Below are 24,428 nucleotides of genomic sequence, written 5' to 3' on the forward strand. Positions count from 1 at the left end.
CTCCCAATCCCCCTATTTTTTACGTTGGAAAGCAGCTATACAATCAAATTCTTCTTTCAAGCGATTGTAAAGTCGTTCATACATATAAAACATTTCTAAATATATAGCCGTATTTTCTTTATTCGGTACATGATGATGGACAATATCAATCCAATCCTTTACCTCTTCAAGAGAATCAATTTTTCCTACAGCATATAAAGCAACTGCCGCTGCCCCAAGCGCAGATGCTTCATGACTTTCAGGTACAAACAATTCTTTTCCCATCATATCGGACAACATTTGTCTCCAAAATGCAGATTTTGCAAACCCTCCTGAAACTCGTATTTCAGTAAGTGGACCTGTACAATCCCTGATTGCGAGTGCTACTGAATATACACTCATACAAACACCTTCCATCACTGCACGTATAAAATGTTCTCGCTTATGTTGAAGATTGATTCCAAAGAATGTACCACGAGCATTGGCATTCCAGTAAGGTGCGCGTTCTCCAGATAAGAAAGGTAAGAACAATAGCCCATCCGCTCCAGCTGGTACGCTTTCTGCATATTTAATTAATAAATCATAAGGATCAATGCCGAGCTTTCTTGCTACTTCTTGCTCTGGACTACCAAATTCATCACGTAACCATCTCAGTAATATTCCGCCGTTATTCGTTGGACCACCGATTACCCAGTGCTCATCTGTTAATGCGTAACAAAACGTTCTCCCTTTCTCATCTGTATTTATATTTGATGAGATTGTTCGAACCGCACCACTCGTTCCAATCGTAATTGCAGCCGCACCCGGTGATATCGCACCAACTCCTACATTTGCAAGAACCCCATCACTTGCTCCGATGACAATTGGTGTTTCTGCACTTATCCCCATCTTCTGTGCTAATTCTGGCTTCATACCTGATAAAATATATGTAGTTGGTACAGGGGTTGATAATTGTTCTGGTGACATATGTAACATAGTTAAAACATCTTCATCCCAGTTTAATGTTTCTAAATTAAATAACCCTGTAGCAGAAGCAATCGAATAATCAACTACGTAGCGTGAAAATAATTGGTAAATCACATACTCTTTAATGGAAATGAATTTATAGGCACTTGTATATAACTCTGGTTCCTCTTCTTTCATCCATAACAATTTAGAAAGTGGTGACATCGGATGAATCGGTGTACCTGTACGTCTATAAATTTCATGCCCATTCATTTGTTGTAATAATTTTTCTGATTGCTTCGTACTTCGATTATCTGCCCAAATGATAGAACGCGTTAATGGCGCACCATTTTCATCTACTGCAATTAATGCGTGCATAGCTGTACTAATACCGATTGAAGAAATATCTTCTGGTAATACATTACCTTTTCCAATGGCAACGCTTACACTTTTGTATACAGCGGCACATATTACATCAGGATCTTGCTCAGCCCATCCTACATTCGGTTGAATAATTGGGTAATCGATTGCATGTGATGCAATAACTTTTCCTTTTTCTGTGAACACAACCGTTTTTGTACTTGTGGTACCGATATCAATCCCGATTACTCTCCCCCTTGTTTCCATGCGAATCTTCCCTTCATTTCTAGCAAAATACGATTTAGTAAACCGTTTACATGAATTAGTATATAAAATATTTTTTCATTTATCAAGTTATACAAAGAAAATTTTTTTCATACCAAAAAAAATAAATCCCCTCATTCCATTTCACTTATATACTACATTTAGCTTTTCCATGCGGTAAACTTACGTTATATTCGTTACGCAATACACTCTTTCCTCCCATTAACAACACATACATACTCCTCCATACGTTCTACTTATTTGCATGAAGAAAGAGTTGAAACGCAATATTCATTTTTAGGGTTCACGTAACATCACCATCAAGCCAAGAAAAGTAACTAACCGCAGAATGAGAATTCTGTGCATTTTGCTCTTATTTATTGTTTTAGGTTCACTAGTCCTTTTATCTTGATAAACATAGAGCGCGGCCCCCTACTATCACTTTTTTATCTTGTAAATATATCTTGCATACTATAAAACCGAAAAGTATTTTTATTTTTCAGAAAAATAAAAACAATAACATGAAATTTATTGTATAATGTTGTAAAAAGATGTCGGAGGGATTTAATGTTAAATAAAATATCTCAATTCACAATTAAGCTTTCATCAATTCTTTTATCACTCTTACTATTATTAAATTTACCTTATTTATTTATCACTCAACAAGGATTTACCTTTCAACCAATTTATTTTTTTAATCAGACCGTTACTATGTTAAAACAGGTTTTTTCCCCTGAATCATTAGTGATTATAGGATCAGACCCGAAGTTTGGCCATTTCAAAAAAACACCATTATTTCCAACTGTTTTAGAACCTTACCTATATTCATTTACTATATTATTTTTAGCCTTTTTTCTTGCTCTCTTTTTATCATCTAGCATGGCATTTTTTTATTTTTTAGCAAAAGATTATATAAAAAAATGGATAAACCGAATTGTGTTCATATTAGAAGCTGTCCCTGATATGATGATGATGATTTGTTTGCAAATATTTTTCATATGGGTACTTCAGAAATTTGGGGAATCTCCTGTCACTATTATTTCTTTTAATGAAAATCGAGCTTATTTACTCCCTATTTTATCATTAGCTGTCTTACCTACATTACAAATGTTTCGGATGATGGTGTTATACATAAAAGAAGAGCAAGGAAAACATTACGTAGAGGTTGCATATGGAAAAGGCCTTTCATCAAGTTATATACTATGCATTCATTTATTCAAAAATATATCTATCCACTTCTTCCACCATTTAAAAACGATTTTTGTTTTCTTACTTTCTAATTTATTCATTTTAGAATTTGTTTTTAATATGGAAGGCATTATTCAATTTTTATTTAATAAGGCGTTTGTTTCACCTCCAGCTGCATTTATCATACTTGTTATGATTGTTTTACCATTTTACGCCATTTTCCAAATAGTCTCATTCATGATGAATAGATGGAAAAAGCAATTGAAAGGAGTATCATTATGAAATCTATTTGGAAATCAAAACGCTTTTTAATCGGCTTTGCTTATCTATTCATACTTATTTCAGCTAGTTTTATTTATAGTTGGTTCTTTAAAGATAACATCCCAAAACCTCCTCAGTTACTTTACAATGAAAATAACGAATTACTTGGAAAGGCCCCCTTTCCGCCATCGTTAATTCCACCTTTTGGATCTGATCGTTTTGGAGAGTCTGTTTTCTTACAAATTGTAGAAGGAGCAAAATTCACTATTTTATTAGCCGTGGCAATTAGCTTCTTTCGAATTTTATGCGGAACATGTATAGGAATCCTCTTAAGTTTATTTGCTCCAAAACTCAAGAGATTTTTCCAGTCATGCTCAGAAGTTTTTTATTATATTCCAACTCTATTTATCGCATTCATACTCATCACGCCCGTTAATATTATAATCACATCAAATGCTGATGGGGTAGATCCAAATATTTCATTTACGTTTTATCAAGTACTCGTACTTATTTTCGTCGCTCTGCCTACACTTTCTTTATACATATCCTCAGAGGTTGATGAATTTATGAAACAAGATTACATCTTAAGTTCACAATTACTGGGGGCTAGTCGTTTTCATATTATTAAAAAACACTTACGAGTCTTATTACTTGACCGCTTATTTGTATTATTTATGGAACATATCGTCCAAACACTCATACTCGTTATCCATTTAGCGTTGCTTAACATTGTAATTGGTGGCATACAAATGCGTGAACTCTATGACGGAGTGCTCAAACCTGTTTCTCTATCTAATGATTGGGCAGGTCTTATTGGATTAAATCGTAATGAAATGAATCTTTCATGGTGGATTATTTTTTATACTCTCGCTTCATTCTTTATTACGATTCTATTTATTAAGCTTATGACCATCGGGATTCAAGATGCACTGAAAGTAAGAGATTCGCAAATTGTAGCAATTCAAAACGTTCCAGATCATAAAAAAATTGTTAAACATAAAGATTCCTTTTCGTTTGCAAATAAAGTAAACCTTTAATCATTTCTCATTAATCAAGTATTAATTGGCATTGATATTAGTAAAAAATAAAGAAGATGAACCCTATTAAATACAGGGATCATCTTCTTATACTGTCTAACTTTTTTACATGTCCTTTGCTAGACTCATGCTTTTTATATTTAAAGTGAATTATTTGCAATCACAATTATGTTTTTTAAAATCAATTACCATACGCCCTTGAATTCTACCTTGTTCCATTTCTTCGAATACATTTTGTACTTTATCTAGAGAACAAGTTTGAACAACTGGCACTACTTTTCCTTCTGCCCCGAACATAAACGCCTCTTCCAAATCTTTACGAGTACCAACTAGAGAACCAACTACTTCAATTCCATCCAGTACAAGTCGTGGGATGTTTAAGTCCATTGTTTCTACTGGTAGCCCTACTGCAACTACTTTACCGCAAGCACGTACTGCATCAACTGCTGAGTTAAAGGCTACTTTAGAGACTGCTGTTACTACCGCAGCATAAGCGCCACCAAACTCCTCTTGCACAATTTTATCAGCAGGACCTTGAGAAATTGGATTGATAGTCATATCAGCACCAACTTCTTTCGCTAAGGCTAATTTGTCGTCATTAATATCTACTGCGATTACCTTTGCACCAAATACATTTTTAGCATATTGGATAGCTAAGTTACCTAATCCACCGCAGCCATAGATTACAATAGGTTGACTAGGTTTAATATCTGATACTTTAATAGCTTTATATGTAGTTACACCAGCACAAGTAATTGATGATGCTTGAGCAGGATCTAATCCTTCTGGTACTTTTACCGCATAATCAGCTGTAACGATACATTGTTCAGCCATACCACCATCCACTGAATAACCAGCGTTTTTAACTTCACGGCAAAATGTTTCTCTACCAGTTACGCAATATTCACAACGTCCACAAGATTGGAACATCCATGCAATACTTACACGGTCACCTATCTTTAGTGAAGTAACATCATCAGCTATTTTCGTAACAATACCTACACCCTCATGGCCAAGAATACGGCCATCAGTGTTACCAAAATCATGATTCGCAACGTGTAAATCAGTGTGGCAAACTCCACAATACTCTACATCTACTAACGCTTCACCTGAGTGTAACGGACGTAATTCTTTGTCAATCACTTCGATGTTTGCTTTGCTGTTTTTATTAACCACTACTGCTTTCATATGTGATCTCCCCTTTAGTGTTTTAGCATTTTAATGAGTTTATCTCACAACTACTTTCTTCACTACTTTGGCTAGTTATTCTACCAAATTTAAGTGTTCAATCATCATTACATCTTCATCATAACATGACATTTCATAAACAACTTGTGAAATTATGAACAATATTTGAATTATTACACAAATCGGTCTTTATTTTAAATTTTTAAAAATGAGAGTTTATCATTGACTATAAGTAAGTCACATATTTCTAAAACAAAATAAATTAACAAACTTCTCACCGATAAAAAAGCTCTTCACTCAATATTTTCTACATGTAAACACTTAGTTTCACAGTAATATCCTTTGCCACCAACATAAACTTTTTCTATTTTATTTTTGCTATTGGTTGCTAATTTAACTAATATTTCAGAAGGCGAGTGTAAAGAATAACCTTGTTCAAATACATAGACTTCTTTTTTCAAGTAGTCCTGTTCATAAAGGTAGCAAGCTAATGCACCGTTCGAAGTTCCAGTCGCTGCTTCTTCATTGATGTCGTATAGCGGAGCAAAATTTCTGCATATAATTCGATTGTCATTAAAAGTATATAGATGCATCCCGACAACATTATAATACTTGCTGATTTCTTTAATTTTTTCAAAATTAGGTTGCAGTGCATGTAATTGTGTTTCGCTTTTTATAGGAATTAAAATATCTTTTAAGCCCGTGGAGACAATTTGAATTGGGTATTTATTTTCTATATCTTTACTATCAAAACAGTCGATGAACTCGTTTGGAGATACAACATCATAGAATATCGGTTTATTTTGTTCCATGAATATGATGTCATCTTTTATAGTAATAGTAAGAACACCGCTGTTCGTTTCAATCGTATAGCGATTCCTGAAAAGTTTATTTAAATGCATCAGTATCGCGAAAGAGCCAATTGTGGCATGACCACATAAATCAACTTCTTCTTTTGGTGTAAAATACTCAAATTTATAATCAGCAATTTCAGATTCTGATATAAATGCGGTTTCCGCATAGCCCAGTTGTTTGGCTATTTCCATTTTTTGAGTAGTGGTCAATATATTCTCAATAAATACCACTCCTGCTTTATTTCCGCCTTTATGATCCTTGCTAAATGCACTTGCAACATAAACAGATATTTTCATAAGACACCTTCCTCACTTATAGTAAATTATAGTATAGAAAGCACTACATATAAATTCCATTGGATAAATTATCCCTAAAATAAGAAACAAACTATTTTTAGCATTTGAACTCTCCAAAAATAGTTTGTCTACAGTCTGAAAGCTCTTCATTTGAAGAGCTTTTTTTATATTCGCTTCATCGAAATCGTTTCACGTATACTTTGTAAATTTTTTAGAGTTTCCTCTTGTCGCTGCAACGACAACCCTACATACAAAGTATCTAATAAGCTTAACTGTGCTAATCGTGATGAACTTGCTTCTGTGCGGAATTCAGTCTCACGTGTTGATGTATATAACGTTATATCAGCAAGTTGACTTAATGCTGATTTCTTATAGCTCGTAATCGCAATAATTTTGGCTCCTCTTGCTTTCGCTACTTCTAACGCTTCAAGTAATCCTTTATTGCTACCAGAATGAGAAATACCAATAACAACTGAATTTTCCGAGAGTAAACCTGCCCCCATAATTTGAAAATGCGAATCAGTATGAGCGATACAAGAAATACCCGTTCTCATAAACTTATGATACGCATCCATTGCAATAATACCAGAGCCACCATTTCCATAAAACTCAATTCGACTTGCTTCTTGTAAGGCTCGTACAGCCTGCTCAAGTGCCGTTTCATTAAGCAAATGTAAAGTATCTTGCAGTCCTGTAATATGCGAATGAAAAACTTTTTTAGCAACAGTTACCATACTATCTTCTGCTGATACCTCTTCATGGATATTTTGCATCGGTGTATGTACAATTTCACGAGCTAATGTAATCTTTAAATCTTGAAAACCTTGCAAACCAAGGTTTTTACATAAGCGGAATATCGTAGCTTCGGAACTATTCGTAACTTCAGCTAATTCTGTAATAGATTTATGTACAACATCTTGTGGATGTTTCAAAATATGTTCGGCAATACTTCGCAATTTCGGTGATAAACCATTTAACGAAGCCTGAATCTTTCCAATCCCACTTCTTGTACCAGGCATAGCATATCCTCCCCTTCCATCGTAGCTTTATCCTGTAAAAACCGATTAGTTGAACTAATCATCAGTGGGGATGGTCCTCCACTGATTAGAGTTTCACTTTATTGTACCTAATTATCGAAAGAAGAAAAACCTATATTAGGGATTACTATAATTTTTAATTGCTCCTATGTATTCTGTCATACGATATAACAGAATTATTCATGCTTATGAATAATTCTCTCCATGTTTCACTGCGTATAATGCGGCTTGCGTACGATCATCCACTTCCAATTTAGCTAAAACGTTTGAAACGTGTGTTTTCACAGTTTGTTCTGTAATATGAAGTTCTGCTGCAATCTCCTTGTTGCTTCTTCCTTTCGCAATTTCGCGAAGTACCTCTTGCTCTCTTTTCGTTAACATTGAAAAAGGATTTTCTACTTCCTTCTTTACTGCAGAACGCCCCATTAATGCAGGTGTTACTTTCGGGTGAAAATTCGCATTTCCTTGATGTACTGCAATAATAGAAGCGACAAGTTGCTCAGGTTGTACTTCTTTTAATTGATAACCATCTGCTCCAGCTTCAAGTGCTGGTATAACATAATCTTGCTCTGAAAAACTACTTAATATAAGTACCTTTATTGTCTCATCATATTGCTTTAGACGTTTTGTTGCCTCAATTCCATCCATTTTCGGCATCGATACATCCATTAGTACGACATCTGGTCTTTCTTTTTGCACGAAATGTAATGCCTCTTCGCCATTTTCCGCTTCCCCAATAATTTCAAATTCTTCTCTCGTTTTCAAAAAGAATACAAGTCCTCTTCGAACGATATGATGATCCTCAACTAGTAGCAGTTTAATCTTCAACCTTATTCTCCCCTTCAAATCGGCAATTGAATTTCTATTTTTGTACCCTTTTTCAGCTCTGTTATAATTTGAAACGATCCCTTCATTAACTGAATACGTTCCTTCATACTTTTCAGGCCAAGTGCTGATTCCCTTACTTGTTCTTGTATAAATCCTATTCCATTGTCTTCTATGTAAAAATGTAACTGGTTATTTTCTATTTTCAAAAGAATATGTACCTTTTCACACGAAGCATGCTTTTTACAATTATGTAGCGCCTCTTGGCTAATACGCCATAAAACTTCTTCTATTTCATCCCCAATTGAAACCATCCCATCAATTCGAACTTCCACTTGAACTCCTAATAACTTCCCGTAATTTTGAATTGCTTCTGCTAATCCTTTCTCCAATCCTTCAGGTCTTAATTGCCAAATTAATAGCGTCATTTCTTGTAATGCTTCTTGTGATAATTCCCCAATATAACTTAACATCTCTTGCAATTCTCTATCTTGCGTCATATTCAGAGTACCTTTCGCTGTTAGCATAATAGAAAATAACAATTGTTTTACTGAATCATGTAAATCACGTGCAAGTCGATTTCTTTCCGCTACCACTACATATTTACGTTCTTTCTCAACTAATTGAATACGTTGTATTGTCGTTCCAATTTGAAATGCAATTGATTCTAATAATGCTAACTCTTCCTCAGAAAAATGAGTCTTATGAGGTGCAGCCACATTTAGTAGACCAAATTTTTCTGATCCAGACCTAAGCGGAATTGTCGCATGATGTGTAACATCTTCTGTCTCTCCCCAATTACATTCAATTGCATCTTCTATTCGCTTACATTCAATAATATTAGTCGCTTTTTCCAATCTCCCATTCACAAAACGTTCTACACACCAACAGTTTCCTTCACACATCGGCTTCTTCTTTTGCCACGTAAGAGCCTCTGGTAAATTTTCGTCTACAAGCATACTGTGCTTTCCACTTTCATCAATAAAGAATATCCACCCTGTTTGTAAATTCATTACTTGTAACAATGTATGCAACACTTTTTCTAACATATCCTGTAAGTTTGTTGCTTCATTTAATAATTCAGCAATTTCTTTTAATGCTTCTAAACGACGCATCTCTTTTTCTTCAAAGTTCATTCTCATCACCAACTACAATTATAACATTAAGAAATTTCTAAATTCTATAAATAAAAAAAGAACCGAATTCCTTCAGCCCTTTCTTTATATCAATCATTTTATTATTGTTATTCTATCCAATGTTGGAAGCAGAATTTTTGTTAACAAACGATTCTACTTTAGCTGTCCGATAAAGATTGTCCACCATGGATATGCTGTAAACCTTCAGTAGTAACAACCATATTCGCTGCTGGCATTTGCACTTGATTTTTATGGAACATAGACATTAATTCAAATCTTACTTGTCTAGAAGTTTCAAAATAATCTTCTGGCTTTATTAAACCTGTAATACAAAATTCATAGCCAACATATTTCAAGTTAGGATTTAAGTCTGTAACACCGACGTATTTAAATGGTTCAACAGCCTCATCCTCTACTCTATAAAGAGTTTGATTCAATTTTTCATTGCATATAACACATACTTCTTCTAACAATTCCTTCACTCTTGTTGGATCTTCCTGATAACTTACCGTGATGCGTTCAATTACACGCATCCATCCTTTATTAAAATTTTGTATCGTTCTAATCTCTCCGTGCGGGATGGTAAGTAGTTTTCCTGACCATTCACGAATTTGCATAAAACGAATACTAATCTCTTCAATAGTTCCTGAATTTGTTCCGTTAAAAGTTACAAAATCACCAACCCGAAACTCTTTGTCCGCTAATCTTGCAAAGCCTAATATAACATCTTTTAGCATCTGTTGTGCAGCAAAACCGATGACAACTCCAGCTATCCCTGCACCTGCAATAATACTTTTTATATCTACAAATTGGCTAATTAAATATATGATAAGACTGATGATAATGATATATCTAAAAATAGATCGAATTACACTTTGAATTGTCTGCTCTACCTCTTCATCAAAAAAGCTTGATTTCCTAAAAAACCAATCAATAATACGGTTTATTACAAAAGAAATAATGATTAAAACTAAAGCAAATAGTAAAAATCTTAAAAGTAAAAACTCTCGTACATAATTAAAAAATTCTTCCGTATACGTTAATAAGCTCATTTAACCACTTCCTTACTAATTAAAAAATTCATAATCGCCTAAGTTTGTTCCAGAAAAATCTATTATCCTAATCTTAAATGCCACTACCCTTACTATGTATTTTGACTCTATTACTAATTCACTTTAAACAGTATGTCTAGCTGTTCTTTTTCCTGTCCCTTTAAATATACCCTTTTTAATAATCTAAAGGGAGCTAATAGTGATTTTTTAATATTACAACTTTATTCTACTCATTACGATTTCAATTAATTTATTAACTAAGTACAAAAAAGAGCTGAAATCATCAGCTCTTTTATTCGATGTTAATTGTTGTCTTACTGTTTTTTTCTTCTTTCAGTTTTGGTAATTCTATTGTCAGTACGCCATCTTTATAATTTGCTCTAACATTTTCTTCCTCAACTTGTTTAAAACTAAAGCGTCGAGTTACAGAACCTATAGAACGTTCTTTACGAATATATGTGCCATTCTCATTTTTTTCTTCTACTTCATTATGGTTAGTTGCTTGAATCGTTAATACATCTTGTTCAAAATCAACTTGAATGTTTTCTTTTTGAAAACCTGGTAAATCTGCTTTCACAGTATATTTATCAGATTGCTCATGAACATCTACTTTAAAAGTATCCATGTTCAGTGGCTTAAAGAAAGCATCTGTCATCCCTTCTAATAAAGAAGGCCCAAAATCAAAAATACCATTTTGACGTTTTGTTATCTCTGGAAATAAATTACGCATATTTTTTCCTCCTTATTATTTATGAATGAAAGATTATCTCTTTCTGCCTTTATTATAACATTTGGTCAAAAAAGGTCAAAGGTTTTGTTTGACCTTTTTTGATGTATATTTTACCAAATAACACAAATAAGTTATATGTCTTCTCTCCCCTTATAAAGAGGAATATATTTACATAATAACGAATAGTTTATTTGCTCTTATTTTTTCTTACGGAGGTTACATACAATGGGATATATTGAAGAACTTAGAAAAGTTGTCGGATCAAGACCACTCAATTTATTAGGCGTTGCGGTAGCTGTTTTCAATAAACAAGGACAAATAAAAGAGACCTTTTTTAAAGGCCTCTTTTTTCACTTCACTTCTGCATGTAAGCATGACTTAAAATGTCCAAGTGCAAATTCATGTCCTTGCGCATTAAAAGATGCAACTGCCTTTTCATAAACAACAATTTTAAACCCTTTATTATACGCATCTACTGCTGTATGAAGAACACAAATATCAGTACATACCCCTACAAGATGAACCTCTTCAATTCCTCTTTCTCTTAGCTTCATCTCTAAATCCGTTCCAGCAAATGCACTATACCGTGTTTTATCCATGTAATATACATTCTCTGCATTTTTATATGTTTCGTACACATCTTGTAATTCACCAAACAAATCTCTTCCACTTGTACCAGCTATATTATGAGACGGGAATAACTTTGATTCTGGATGATATACATCATTTTCTTCATGTTTATCAATAGCAAAGACAACGTAATCTCCATTTTCAATATATTGCTTCGTTATATGTACAATTTCCTTCTCAATTTCCTGTCCTGGTTTCCCGCATGTTAAAGCGCCTTTCTCAGCTACAAAATCATATGTATAATCAATATTTATAAGAGCTCGTTTCATTACTATCTCTCCTTCTTCTGTTTCACAGTAAACAATAGAAAATTTGTTATTACGACATCGTATGTACTATTCGACATTTCAAATGAAATACCTACATTTTTCTTCTGAAACTTACCTTAGCCCGAGTTTATCATATAATAGATAAACAATGGTAAAACAAATAGCTCCTATTAACAAGTCATGAATTTGATAATTGAGCGTTATTTGCATAAACTCTTGTATCGTAAACCAAATTACTGCCATCATTAGGCTAATCAAAATGATACGAATACACCGATTCACATCTTCAACCTCTTTCTCTGTCATAGTAGTAACAAGTGATTACTTCCTATTTAATCGTATTAGAAAATGAAATAAGTTATTCACTCTTGCACACTCTAGTCCAAACAAAAAAGCACACTACTTTTTGAGTAATGTACTTTTTATTCATATTAAGACGCTGGTTTTGTCTCAAATGTTGCTTGATTAAAACTAATAACCTTTCCTTTCGGGTCATTGTTTTCATACTGAACTGCAGTAATTGTATGACTACCTGTTTCCAGCGTTTTTTCTTTTAACTGCACTGTTGTCTGCGTTGTACTAGTTACTTGATGTTTATCCGTATACATTTGATCTACAAATACGAATGTTTCTTTATCACTTTGAAAATTAGAAAGCTCTAATTCAACTTGCTGAATTAACGTATCCTTTTTGATGAATACAGTCGGTATATTGCCGTTTTCAGAAGTACCATCTGGAGTAATAACTTTTACTTTCCCTTCTCCAATTGACATTGCTCCTTCAGGAAATACAACCATATTCTCATCACTTGCGTTTACAACTTGTTCTTCCTGTTTTGATTGCGCGTCCTCTTTTTCCTGTGGAGCACCGCAACCAACTAATAACAATACAGACAATCCAGTGATTATGAATTTTTTCAAAATTCATCCCCCCTGTAACTTCATTATAATTTATTATACAAAAATAACTTTTAAATTTTGAGACTACTTTCAACACTTTCATGAACAAATAGAATCTTGCTCACGATTAATGTATCATACTTTCCTTAATAGAACATTAATTTTTTTTATGAAATAAATAGTAATTTCCTCTTATCTATCATTTTAGCCCAACATATGAATTACATACCCTCAAAAATAAAAAGACATTGTTAGTTCAATGTCTTTTCTATACAGCAATTAAAAAACAAACGTTGTAATCTCATCTACTTCTTTTCTTGGAAGTTTCTTCGGTTTATCTTTCGGAAATCCGAGTGAAATAACCATATTTATTTGTTTTTCAGGCTCAATTTGTAAATATTGGCGCAGTTCATCTTGAGCTAGCAATACTGGCCCTGTCATTGGACAAGTACCAAGTCCCTTTGCATGTGCAGCTAACATTAAGTTTTGTGCCGCTAAACAGCTACTCTTAATGCCTTCTTCTTCCCAAACTGAATCTGGAACAAAAGCAATTGGATCAAATATCTTTTCACGGAACTTTGATTCATATGGTGTTGCCAAACATACGATTAATACTGGTGCCTCCGAGAAAGCTGTTGCATATGGTCCGAAAGAACGTGTAAGTAATTTCCCTGCTTTCTCTTCTCCATTTTCTGCTGCTTTTGTCGCAAGTTTATGTAATGCATCCCATGTCATTTGTTCAATTTCTTTAATCTTCTCTCGATTCATGATAACTACGAATTCCCACGTTTGTGAATTCGTATCACTCGGTGCGTAACGAGCACAATCAATTATTTCTTTTATATCATTAGTAGATACTTCTTGATCTGTAAACTTTCTAACACTTCGTCTTCCGTGAATTACTTCTTTAAAATCTTCATAATTCATATATTAAATCCCCTTTTTACAGCGTTTTCAAAACTTGTCCTATGCTTGAATTATATCATGAAAAAAAGCCGGAAGAATACCAGCTTTTTTCTTCATAATTAATTTATCACTTTAAATAAACGAATACTCTCTTCGTATGCAGCTTGTAGTTTTTTCGTAATTGGTCCTCTTTCACCAGCCCCGAACTGTTCATCACCAATTTGAACGACTGGGAATATTTCAAGCGGCGTCGCTGTAAAGAAACACTCCTCAGCGTCATATACTTCTTGTAATGAAAACTCTCGTTCCTCTACATCGATATGTAACTCTTTCGCTAATGTAATTACGTAGTGACGTGTAATACCATGTAAAATGAAATGATCCGCTGGATGTGTAATCAACTTATTATTCTTCACGATAAAGAAATTGGAATGACACCCTTCAGTCACAATACCATCTCGTACTAATATTGCTTCTTGATACCCTTGTTCATTTATTTTGTTTTTGATCATGATATTAGGAAGCAGATTTAAAGATTTTATATGGCAAAACTTCCACCTGATATCCTCTTCTACTGTCACCTTAATCCCTGCCTCCATTGAAGCAACTGGTCTTGGGAACGAAACAAGATTTGCAAAATATGTCGGTTGTAAATCTGATTCATATACATGATTGCGCGGTTGTGCCCCTCTTGATATTTGTAAATATACATTCCCATCTTCTTGAAATTGATTTTTTTTAATCATTTGATATAACTCTTCTACTAATTCTTCCTTCGTAAATGGTGGAATTAGTTTTATTTCCGCCATAGAGTTAAAGAATCGTTCCAAATGTAAATCTAATAAATGAGGCTTGCCATCGTATAGTCTAAATACTTCATAAATCCCATCACCAAATTGGAAGCCTCGCTCTTCTAATGCGACCATCGGCTGTTCTTCCTTCGTATTAATCATTCTCCCATTAAACAAGATCCAATCTTTATGAGTAGCTTTCATTCTTCCCCACTCCTTTATCACATGATTGATTTTATTGTACAACTTATGACACCCTGAAAGAAGGAATTTTCTGTATTTTCACAAACAAAAAATACATCACTTCGTAAAAGTGATGTATTTTATCATTTATTTAAGGAAATATTTTTCAATATCATCTAACATAAGGTTCGCAGCTTTAATACCGCCTGCTGTATTCCAGATTACCTCATCTACTTGGAATACTTTGTTATTTTTAGAAGCCTGTAGTTGCTTAAAGAGTGGATCTTCTGTCCATTCCTTTGCTAACGAATTTCCTTCATTATTCTTATCTGCATCTTTATCAGACGTGAAATAGAATAAGTAGTCTCCGTCCATATTTGGAATCTGCTCTTTTGTAATTCCTTTTATCGCAAAATCATCTTTATCTTGTAATGGTGGTCGTTTAAATCCAATATCATTTAAAACAACGCCCGAGAATGAGTTTTTTTGATAAATGCGAACATCACCTGGCACGAAACGAATAATAGAAACTTTAGAATTCAATTTATCGCCTAACTTCTCTTTCATTCCTTCAATGCGTTTTTTATAATCATCAAGAGCTTTTTGCCCTTCTTTTTCTTTATTTACAGCTTTTGTATAAAGTGTAAAGTTTTCTTTCCAATCACCGCGTAATGTTTCTGCATAAACAGTTGGTGCGATTTCTTTTAGCTGATCATATATTTTTTCATGACGCATTTTATTTCCGATAATTAAATCTGGCTTAAGCTTCATTACAGCCTCTAAATTAATATCACGTTCAGTTCCTACAACTTCCGTGTTTTTTAACTCTTTCGCTAAATGAGGATACCATTCATCACCAGCACGTGGTTTCGTAGTCCCCACTGGCGTTACGCCCACAGCTAGGAGAGCCTCTGCGCCTTCATTTGTTAAAACAACAACTTTTTTAGGTGTACCATTTACTGTCGTTTCACCCATTGCATGCTTTACCGTATATGAATCTTTTGCTTTCGCCGATATATTATTTTCTTTTTTCTCTTCTTTACTACATCCTGCAATTACAACCATGAGTATCATAATGCAGAACATAATTAGTTTTTTAGTATGTATCATATGTCCTCCCTAGATGAAATCGATTATCATTAACATTTAAAGATTAATGTATCTTACATACATTGTCAATGTATATAAGAAAACTTTTTTAATATACACTTTTTAGATTCTATCCGCTTTTCTAATGTTTCTTTTTAAAATATAGTGCATAAGTATGAAAATAAATGTTGTTATTAAAATGCGCATCCTTGTTATACATAACAAGGATACGCATCCATATTGCATTATCATTTCAATTCCTAATATTGAGTATATTTAATATACGCTGGGTCATTATATACCCACTGATTTCCACCAAGGTTTAACCAACCATTTTCATTTATATATACTAAATAAGATTCTGGAGAATTTAATTGGCGGATAACTGCAGATGTAGTTGATGGACCACTTCTTAAATTTACATTCATCCCTTGTATATATGCAACCCCAATCGGGCTTCCATCACTATTGCTTGTCTTTACAAAATTAATGTACGAAGGATCATTATACACCCATTGTCCATTCCCCAAATCTAGCCATCCGTTACTTTCCTGATATACAACGTAAGATTCTGGAGAATTTAATTGACGAATAACTGAGGAAGAAGTTGATGGACCATTTCTTAAATTTACATTTTTCCCAAGAATATAAGCGATTCCCTTCGTTTGAGGTGTCGGTTGTGGGTTAGGAGGTTGTGGATTTGGAGCTACTCCAAAAATAGCTGCTATTCCATTTGCATACGCTTGACTTAGATCTTCAATAAATTGTGGATTTTTTAATAAATTTGCATCAAACGCTGTATCAATAAAAGCAGTCTCAGTTAAAATTGCATCCATTGCGGTTTCTCTTAATACCGCATAATTTTCTTTTTTTGCTCCTCGATCACGAAGACCATATTTTGTTAATACAGGATTGACAGCTGTATGCATTTTTTGTTGCTTTGCATATGCAGTGCTGCTATTGGATAACGCATTATAAATATAACTTTCAAAACCTGTACCCCCGCCGCTATTAATATGAAATGAAATGAAATAATCCGCACTGAAAGCATTAGCAATATTAGCACGTTCCGATAAAGAAACAAACACATCACTATCACGTGTCATTTTAATTGTAATTGGGTAATTTACCGTTAAAATGTCTCGAACGCGTCTAGCAATTTGAAGTGTTAAGTTTTTTTCTACTAAACCATTACCAACAGCACCAGAATCATATCCACCGTGCCCTGCGTCTATAACAAGTTTCATTTTATTGCCCCGCCCCTTTCTTGTAATATGTTTGCATTTCTACTCGTCCTATTTTATGTGAAATGTACAGGTTCTGTTACAATTGCAAATAAAAAAACCGCCTTATGTAAGGCGGTTTCTATCATCTTGCTTTAACCAATTTAAAATAAATATATACGATTGATAGTGAACATAACGTATGCAAAATAAAATAAATAAAAGTGCTATTCCAACACCACTATAAAGTAAACCAAACTTTAAAAAAACATTTACAAGTGGTGGAAAGTTCATTAAATTTTGTAATGTACTAAGCATACAAAACATAATGAAAAAGACAGGGATGTATTGTAATTCATACGGCTTTTTTTTCTTACTCATTCTTTTCCGAATGATTATATGACATAATTCTGCTACTATAAAGCACCCTCCAATTAATACAAGACCAGAAGTCATCGTCATACATCCACCTGCCTTATATTTATTGTATCGCATAAATAATCATCGTTATATTTTCTTTACATACTCTTCATCTTCTGAAGCAAAACCAAAACTCTCTATGAAAGACTTCGCCTTTTCTGTTAATTTCTCTTGTAGCACTGTTATTTCTTTCACATTTCTTTGTTTCATCATTTCTTCAAATGTAAAATACGTATTTGTACCATAACCGTAACCTTGGTAATCAAAATGAATAATTAGCTGTGATAAAACAGCCCGTTCCTCTTGTACACTATAATCTATTACACCAATATATGTATCATCAACTTTCACACAGTACTGTACCTTTTTCTCACCTAAACTATGCGATTTAAACATTTCTTTAACAACGCTTTCATTTTCTACAGTAACTTTCTCAAACGTAATCATATGTTGTCCATCCTTTTACTATTATTGTATCAATAATACTTCCTATTTATGAAAAAAACCTTAAGACCGTATGCGATCTTAAGGTTTTTCTAATTAAACTAAGCTATACGCACGTTTTGTTTCTTCATGGAACTTATTCGTATCGTATTTATGCTCAACATAAATTTGGTGCCATACCATAAACGCAAGTACAGTCCAAATTTTACGGCTATAATCGCCTTTATCTGCACAATGTGCTTCCAGTAAGTTTAATACATACTGTTTGTCGATTAAATGCTCTGTCTTACTTTCGTTTATAATATTTATAGCCCAATCATGCATTTCGTCTTTTAACCAGTGACGAATTGGTACTGGGAATCCAAGTTTTTTACGATCTAATACGTGATCTGGAACGATTCCGCGTGCTGCTTCACGTAAAATAGCTTTCGTAGTTCCGTTAGCAATCTTAAATTCAGTTGGAATTTTAGATGCAACATCGAATACTTCTTTATCTAAGAACGGTACACGAAGTTCTAATGAGTTTGCCATTGTCATTTTATCAGCTTTTAATAAAATGTCACCGCGTAGCCATGTGAACATGTCAATGTACTGCATTTTACTTACATCATCATAATCTTTAATCTCGTTATACAATGGTTTCGTGATATCCATATAGTTAACACTTTCATTGTAATACTTCATTAATTCAGCTTTTTCTTCTTCACGGAAGATTTTAGCATTTCCATAGTAACGCTCTTCAATTGGTGTACATCCACGCTCTAGGAAGCTCTTACCTTTAAATCCTTCTTTAAGAGCACCACTTAATGCTTTTAGAACGCTCTTACCTGGGCTAGGAATGTAAGAGAACATTTTTAGTGAGTTTGGCTCACGGTAAATGTTATAACCACCAAATAGCTCGTCTGCGCCTTCACCAGAAAGAACAACTGTTACATGTTTACGTGCTTCTTTCGCAACGAAGTACAATGGCACAGCTGCTGGATCAGCTAAAGGATCATCCATATGCCAAATGATTTTTGGAAACTCATCCATAAATTCTTTCGCTGAAATGAATACGTTATGGTTTTTAACGCCTAATTTCTCAGCAGTTTCTTTCGCAACATCAACTTCACTGAAACCACGTTGCTCAAAACCAACAGAGAATGTTAAAAGATTTGGATTCATTTCTCTTGCGATAGAAGCGATGATAGATGAATCGATACCACCAGATAAGAATGAACCTACTGGTACATCACTACGCATATGCACTTTTACTGAATCATATAACACATCACGAATTGCTTGGATATGCTCCTCTTTCGTTGCACTTGAAGCGTTGAAATAAGGTTTCCAGTAGCGATGGATTTCCATCTCTTTACCGATTTCTTTTACGAAATAATGACCAGGCTCGATTTTATTAACATCAATTGTTAACGTTTCTGGCTCTGGACCATATTGGTACGTAAAATAATGTTGTAGTGACGTTGGATTAACGCCTTTATCTTCCATCACATGCATAATACTTTTCTTCTCAGATGCGAAGAATGTAGTATCACCTTGTTGTGCAATGTATAAAGGTTTAATACCGAAGTGGTCACGTGCACCGAAAAGTTTCTTTTCCTCACGATCCCAAATCATAAATGCAAACATACCACGAAGGTAGTCTACACATTTTTCTTTCATATGTGCATACAATGCAATGATAACTTCTGTATCAGATTGCGTTGCAAACGTTGCACCTTTTTCAAGTAACATTTCACGTAATTCTACATAGTTGTAAATTTCACCATTAAAAATAATTACATATCGATCATTTTCATAAGTTAGCGGCTGATGTCCTGCCTCTAAGTCAATGATGCTTAAACGGCGGAAGCCAAATTGTACATGTTCATCACGAAAATATCCTTCGTCATCTGGACCACGGTGGAAAATCATCGTGTTCATATTTTCAAATTGATGTTTTTCTGTTTCTGAAAACTCTCTAGGGTTTTCACATAAACATCCTACAAAACCACACATACTTCTTACCCTCTTTCAGTTTTCATTCTGTCTCTATACTACTATATCAACCCTATTTATACTAGCATAATCAACTGAATATGGCGACCAAAAACTATAAAAAAATCACTCCATTTCACATTTTTAACAATTTTTTATGAAAACATGAAAACTAGGCACTCACCTTTCTCCGCTTTTGTCATATGATATTGCAAATTGATTTCTAGGAGGGAATACCATGAGTGAAGAAAAAAAAGATTCTTCTCGCCCACCGGTTCGTAATTACTTAAAGCAAATTGATGATTTCTTCGAGCAAACACCTCTTCGCAATGTAATCGCTGATTTAAATCATTTTTTCCAAAAAGGAAACCGTTTATTAACATTCCCTGTAGATTTATATGAAGTTGGTGAAGAACTCGTTGTTACAGCTGAACTACCAGGTATACAAAAAGAACAAATCCAAATTGAAATACAAAGTGAATACTTAAAAGTCTCTGTAAAAGAAGAGATACTTGAAGAGGAAGAAGAACAAACATCCCATAACTATTATCGCCGAGAACGTTCCATTTCAGAAGCATCAAGATTGATTAAATTGCCGTATTCAATTAATAAAAAAGCGGCAAAAGCTTCTTATCAAAACGGCGTATTAGAAATTCGTGCGCCGAAACTTCCCCAGCAACATGACATTTTATCGATAGACTAATACAAAAAAAATAAGGGTGCTATGCACCCTTATTTTTAACCCACTAATCGCTTCATATCACGTATAATGTCTTCGTATGGCGTATTACTAATGCCACTATACTTTTTCATTACTTTTCCGTTTTGATCAATTAAATAAAATGATGTACCATGCATGACCTGACCGTTCTCCGGCTTATCTACAAGTGATTGGAAATTATCTTTTGAAAACTTTGTAATATCTTCTAACGAATACCCCGTTAATAAATTCCAGTTACTAGTATCCTCTGTAAACTTTTGAATAAAAGCTTTCAGATTTCCTGGCTTATCAAGGTCTGGATCTACACTAAATGAAACAAACTGAACGTCTAATTTCTCTTCTTTTGCCATCTTTTGAAGCTTGGCCATATTTGCAGTCATTGGTGGACAAACTGTCTGACAATTTGTGAACATAAAATCTGCAACCCAAACTTTCCCTTTTAAATCTTTTGTACCAAATTTCTTTCCATCTTGATTTGTAAATTGGAAGGTTTCTAAATCCCAATTTAATGGTTTACGAAGCTTTGAACCTGATTCACTACATCCAGCAAGTACAAAGAGACAAAATACAACCATAAGACCAATTATTTTTTGATAACGCTTCATTTATAAACCTCTTTTCTCTATCCTAAATTTAAATAGGTTATGTTTATAATAACAAAAGTTAACACTACGAGAAAATTGTTTACTACATTTGTTCACGAAATCGTACGAATTTACGTATGTTACTTCTTTATTTCAAGCGAATTACTAGACAAAATATATTTTTTTACTATTATTTCTCTAAATAAAAGTGATAAAACTAATTTCATTGTTACTTTTGTAAATACCTCTCCCTATTTTTTAACAATTCCTTAAACATTAATCCATGTTTTACACTGTATTCCTTAACAACATTTCGGTACAATACAAATACAACGATTTTAAATGAGGTGATGTTCATGGCAAAGCGCTATGAAAATATGGATAATGTTAGTACAAAAAAATCAATTCGCTCTTTTTTACGCTGGCGTAAAGAACGAAAGCAAAACAAAAAAGATTTTTCTTTCTTAGTAGAACAATCACCCGTTAAACAAAGTGCATTTTTGCAAAGTAATGTTGAAAAAACGACTATCACATGGATTGGGCATTCCACTTTTCTTATCCAAACGAATGGACTTAATATATTAACAGATCCAGTATGGGCTAATAAATTAAAGCTAGTTCCAAGACTTACAGAACCTGGACTCTCTATAGAAGCACTACCTAAAATTGATATTGTCCTTATTTCACATGGTCATTATGATCATTTAGATTTTTCAACTCTTCGTCAGTTGAATGATGATGTTCTATATCTTGTACCTATTGGATTAAAAAAATTATTTACTCGTAAGAAATTTAAACATGTAGAAGAGTATAAATGGTGGGAAAGTACGATAATTAACGAAGTTTCTTTTCACTTCGTACCTGCTCAGCACTGGACGAGAAGATTCTTATTTGATATGAATACGTCTCACTGGGGCGGATGGATTATTGATAATGAAACGACTATGGAAACCATATATTTTTGTGGCGACAGTGGCTATTTCCAAGGTTTCAAAGAAATTGGTGAACGCTTTTTAATTGATATTGCTCTTATGCCCATTGGCGCTTATGAACCAGAATGGTTTATGAAAGTATCTCATGTTTCACCTGAAGAGGCCGTGCAAGCTTATTTAGATTTAAACGCTACACATTTTATACCAATGCATTACGGAGCTTTTGCACTCGCCGATGAAACACCTCGTGAAGCAATAACTAGACTTCGAAATAATTGGAATTTGCGCATGTTACCGTGGGAACAACTGCATGTACTCTTTTTAGGTCAAACTTTTATTTATAGTAACGCAACAAATGATAAGCAAATAAACGAAAAAATTGAAACTTTACATGTGTAACGTAATGACTGATTTTCTATATCCAACATATAATATAGAAAATCCTATAGTGAAACTTTAATTAGTGGGATTTCTTCATCCCCACTGATTATTTGCCTTCACCAATCAAGCTTTTACGGGCAGCCCGCTACCTAACCTCTTTGCTCCAGCTAAATTTGAGGTAGAGAGTTTTACTGTCCGCAAATAGCGGGATAAAGGGTGTTTTCTATGAATGAATATTTACAGACTCGCTATATCATTAGCGGTAGTGCCTGTGTAGCTCTTCTTATTTCTTACTTTCTATTTACATAAAAAAGCTACTTGAAATATATTTTCAAGTAGCTTTTTTATTACTCTGCTAAATACATAAATCCGATTGCGCCCGGACCTGTATGAGTACTAATAATAGGCGTTGTATAGAAAATTTCTGATTGAGCAAATCCACTCACTTTTTCAACCGCCGCTTTCATACTTTCAGCTAAAGGAATTGCTTTCGCATGCGGAATTGCAACAGCTTTTACGACTTTTCCAGCCGTATCTTGCTCAAATAACTTAGCTAATGTTTTTACAATTTGGCCTTGGCTACGAACTTTCGTTACAGGATTATAAACACCGTCTTCAAGACTAGCAATCGGCTTTATATTAAGTAGCGAACCGATAAACGCTTTTCCTTTACCGATACGTCCACCCTTCACTAAGTTTTCTAATGTATCCACTACTACATATAAACGAGTATTCTTTCTTACTTCATCTACACGTTTTAAAATTTCTTCTAGTGAGCGTCCGTCATTTGCCATTTTGGCAGCTTCAATTACTTGATATGCTAAAGCATGTGTAATAAATTGAGAATCAACAACTGTTACTTTTGTATCAGTCATTGATGCAGCGCTATTTGCAGTTGCTACAGTACCGCTCATTCCACTTGTCATATGGATAGAAAGGACTTCGCTTCCATCTTCCCCTAGCTTGTCATACATTTCTACAAATGTACCCATAGCTGGTTGTGATGTTTTTGGTAATTCCTCTGATTTAATCATTTCTTCAATAAATTCGTCAGGTTGTAAATCAACGCGATCTAAATATGTTTGTCCATTTACAGAGATTGATAATGGTAAAACATGAATGTCATACTTTTCGATTACGTCTTGTGATAAATCTGCCGTTGAATCTGTTACAATTTTAATTTTTTGCATACTATACTTCTTCCCTTTCCAATACGCTCTCCTTGTTATTATACTAGTATTCCCATTGCTTTCAACAATTTGGAACGAAATTTCATCAAATTAATTATATTTTCATATCTAAAATGAAAAAGACAGAGTTTACTAACCCTGTCCGTACTTCGTATCATGCATTTTTTTCAAGGGTATTTGTTTTATATACATTTAAATAATCATTCCACTTCAAACAATTTTGTAAATATTCACGGAAAGAATACGAAAATCTTGGGTGTTTTTGTTTTTGAATTTTTGCAATAAATAATTGAAGACGAGACTGAATTAGAAACGATAATGGATGCTGTGCCTGTAGGACAGGGATTTCGAATATTTTAATGCAATCCCCTGTTGAATGAGTGAAATAAAAACTTTTCGTAATCACAATATCAATCCTCTTTTTCATTGGATTTTTGAACTTCCTCTACTTTGCGCTGTAACACGTTGTTTAAAGTGGAGTAAAATCAGACTTATATGATTTCTGTAGTCCTTATGGCTAGAAGATTTATACTCTATTCATCTCCACCTAATTCACCTTCCCGTCCTAAATATCTCTGAGACGGGAATCTCATTATCCATCAATTGTTTAATACATTTAGTATAAGCTTATAAAAG

General features: G+C 33.8%; 25 protein-coding genes. 4 read left to right on the forward strand and 21 right to left on the reverse strand.

Annotated elements, in window-relative coordinates; genetic code table 11:
* Positions 1–12: 12 nt before the first annotated feature.
* On the reverse strand, positions 13–1,551 hold the full coding sequence (gene gntK, locus D1166_RS05670) for a gluconokinase (protein WP_044796274.1): 1,539 nt from the start codon (positions 1,549–1,551) through the stop codon (positions 13–15).
* 564 nt (positions 1,552–2,115) lie between these two features.
* Here gntK and D1166_RS05675 point away from each other — a divergent pair.
* Both D1166_RS05675 and D1166_RS05680 read left to right on the forward strand, forming a co-directional pair.
* Positions 2,116–3,018, forward strand: coding sequence for an ABC transporter permease subunit (locus D1166_RS05675; protein WP_000932684.1), 903 nt, complete (start codon positions 2,116–2,118; stop codon positions 3,016–3,018).
* Entirely contained in the window at positions 3,015–4,034 is a 1,020-nt protein-coding gene (locus D1166_RS05680; RefSeq protein ID WP_118043257.1) for an ABC transporter permease, read from the forward strand. The genes D1166_RS05675 and D1166_RS05680 overlap by 4 nt, the downstream gene beginning before the upstream one ends.
* Before the next feature lie 150 nt (positions 4,035–4,184).
* Here D1166_RS05680 and adhP read toward each other — a convergent pair whose 3' ends face one another.
* The 17 genes from adhP to asnB all read right to left on the reverse strand — a co-directional run bounded on the left by adhP (position 4,185) and on the right by asnB (position 20,005).
* Positions 4,185–5,222: an alcohol dehydrogenase AdhP gene (adhP, locus tag D1166_RS05685; protein ID WP_000649109.1), complete on the reverse strand. Its 1,038-nt coding sequence runs from the start codon at positions 5,220–5,222 to the stop codon at positions 4,185–4,187.
* Positions 5,223–5,515: 293 nt separating this feature from the next.
* On the reverse strand, positions 5,516–6,373 hold the full coding sequence (locus D1166_RS05690; RefSeq protein ID WP_097856181.1) for a PhzF family phenazine biosynthesis protein: 858 nt from the start codon (positions 6,371–6,373) through the stop codon (positions 5,516–5,518).
* A gap of 164 nt (positions 6,374–6,537) precedes the next feature.
* Positions 6,538–7,392 carry a MurR/RpiR family transcriptional regulator gene (locus D1166_RS05695; protein WP_001119646.1) on the reverse strand — a complete coding sequence of 285 codons (855 nt, stop codon included), beginning with the start codon at positions 7,390–7,392 and terminating at the stop codon, positions 6,538–6,540.
* Between the two features lie 204 nt (positions 7,393–7,596).
* Complete coding sequence (casR, locus tag D1166_RS05700) at positions 7,597–8,238, reverse strand: two-component system response regulator CasR (protein WP_000694629.1); 642 nt, start codon at positions 8,236–8,238, stop codon at positions 7,597–7,599.
* Positions 8,239–8,252: 14 nt separating this feature from the next.
* Positions 8,253–9,371, reverse strand: coding sequence for a two-component system sensor histidine kinase CasK (casK, locus tag D1166_RS05705; RefSeq protein WP_001008465.1), 1,119 nt, complete (start codon positions 9,369–9,371; stop codon positions 8,253–8,255).
* Positions 9,372–9,529: 158 nt separating this feature from the next.
* The gene (locus D1166_RS05710; protein ID WP_000055434.1) at positions 9,530–10,423 is read right to left on the reverse strand and encodes a mechanosensitive ion channel family protein; all 894 of its coding nucleotides are present in this window, start codon (positions 10,421–10,423) and stop codon (positions 9,530–9,532) included.
* A 292-nt stretch (positions 10,424–10,715) separates the two neighbouring features.
* Entirely contained in the window at positions 10,716–11,153 is a 438-nt protein-coding gene (locus D1166_RS05715) for an Hsp20/alpha crystallin family protein (protein ID WP_001245052.1), read from the reverse strand.
* 350 nt (positions 11,154–11,503) lie between these two features.
* The gene (locus D1166_RS05725; protein WP_000816767.1) at positions 11,504–12,052 is read right to left on the reverse strand and encodes a cysteine hydrolase family protein; all 549 of its coding nucleotides are present in this window, start codon (positions 12,050–12,052) and stop codon (positions 11,504–11,506) included.
* Positions 12,053–12,163: 111 nt separating this feature from the next.
* A complete protein-coding gene (locus D1166_RS32125) occupies positions 12,164–12,358 on the reverse strand; it encodes a hypothetical protein (RefSeq protein WP_000136531.1) in 195 nt (64 codons plus the stop codon).
* Between the two features lie 125 nt (positions 12,359–12,483).
* Entirely contained in the window at positions 12,484–12,972 is a 489-nt protein-coding gene (locus D1166_RS05735; RefSeq protein WP_000713496.1) for a putative periplasmic lipoprotein, read from the reverse strand.
* A gap of 258 nt (positions 12,973–13,230) precedes the next feature.
* Positions 13,231–13,878 (reverse strand): nitroreductase family protein, encoded by a 648-nt coding sequence (locus D1166_RS05740; RefSeq protein WP_001105291.1) that lies wholly within the window; start codon positions 13,876–13,878, stop codon positions 13,231–13,233.
* A 98-nt stretch (positions 13,879–13,976) separates the two neighbouring features.
* Positions 13,977–14,852 (reverse strand): D-amino-acid transaminase, encoded by an 876-nt coding sequence (dat, locus tag D1166_RS05745; RefSeq protein ID WP_097856184.1) that lies wholly within the window; start codon positions 14,850–14,852, stop codon positions 13,977–13,979.
* 126 nt (positions 14,853–14,978) lie between these two features.
* Complete coding sequence (locus tag D1166_RS05750; RefSeq protein ID WP_000581989.1) at positions 14,979–15,941, reverse strand: ABC transporter substrate-binding protein; 963 nt, start codon at positions 15,939–15,941, stop codon at positions 14,979–14,981.
* Between the two features lie 239 nt (positions 15,942–16,180).
* The gene (locus tag D1166_RS05755; RefSeq protein ID WP_030025528.1) at positions 16,181–17,167 is read right to left on the reverse strand and encodes an N-acetylmuramoyl-L-alanine amidase; all 987 of its coding nucleotides are present in this window, start codon (positions 17,165–17,167) and stop codon (positions 16,181–16,183) included.
* Between the two features lie 102 nt (positions 17,168–17,269).
* Positions 17,270–17,599: a hypothetical protein gene (locus D1166_RS05760; protein ID WP_000200459.1), complete on the reverse strand. Its 330-nt coding sequence runs from the start codon at positions 17,597–17,599 to the stop codon at positions 17,270–17,272.
* Positions 17,600–17,650: 51 nt separating this feature from the next.
* Positions 17,651–18,010 (reverse strand): GNAT family N-acetyltransferase, encoded by a 360-nt coding sequence (locus tag D1166_RS05765; protein WP_000627525.1) that lies wholly within the window; start codon positions 18,008–18,010, stop codon positions 17,651–17,653.
* 93 nt (positions 18,011–18,103) lie between these two features.
* Positions 18,104–20,005, reverse strand: coding sequence for an asparagine synthase (glutamine-hydrolyzing) (gene asnB, locus D1166_RS05770; RefSeq protein ID WP_000333816.1), 1,902 nt, complete (start codon positions 20,003–20,005; stop codon positions 18,104–18,106).
* Between the two features lie 217 nt (positions 20,006–20,222).
* Here asnB and D1166_RS05775 point away from each other — a divergent pair, with 217 nt between their 5' ends.
* On the forward strand, positions 20,223–20,687 hold the full coding sequence (locus D1166_RS05775; RefSeq protein ID WP_001288085.1) for an Hsp20/alpha crystallin family protein: 465 nt from the start codon (positions 20,223–20,225) through the stop codon (positions 20,685–20,687).
* Between the two features lie 35 nt (positions 20,688–20,722).
* On the opposite strand, the gene D1166_RS05780 is transcribed toward D1166_RS05775, so the two are convergent.
* Positions 20,723–21,310 (reverse strand): SCO family protein, encoded by a 588-nt coding sequence (locus D1166_RS05780; protein WP_097856185.1) that lies wholly within the window; start codon positions 21,308–21,310, stop codon positions 20,723–20,725.
* Between the two features lie 335 nt (positions 21,311–21,645).
* Between D1166_RS05780 and D1166_RS05785 the strand changes: the two genes are divergently transcribed.
* On the forward strand, positions 21,646–22,620 hold the full coding sequence (locus D1166_RS05785; RefSeq protein WP_001129628.1) for an MBL fold metallo-hydrolase: 975 nt from the start codon (positions 21,646–21,648) through the stop codon (positions 22,618–22,620).
* 329 nt (positions 22,621–22,949) lie between these two features.
* On the opposite strand, the gene D1166_RS05790 is transcribed toward D1166_RS05785, so the two are convergent.
* Both D1166_RS05790 and D1166_RS05795 read right to left on the reverse strand, forming a co-directional pair.
* The gene (locus tag D1166_RS05790; RefSeq protein WP_001169470.1) at positions 22,950–23,792 is read right to left on the reverse strand and encodes a DegV family protein; all 843 of its coding nucleotides are present in this window, start codon (positions 23,790–23,792) and stop codon (positions 22,950–22,952) included.
* Between the two features lie 154 nt (positions 23,793–23,946).
* Positions 23,947–24,198 carry a DUF2535 family protein gene (locus tag D1166_RS05795; protein ID WP_000629012.1) on the reverse strand — a complete coding sequence of 84 codons (252 nt, stop codon included), beginning with the start codon at positions 24,196–24,198 and terminating at the stop codon, positions 23,947–23,949.
* Positions 24,199–24,428: the final 230 nt, after the last annotated feature.

This window comes from Bacillus sp. ISO11 (assembly GCF_003458115.1).
Lineage (GTDB): Bacteria > Bacillota > Bacilli > Bacillales > Bacillaceae_G > Bacillus_A > Bacillus_A cereus.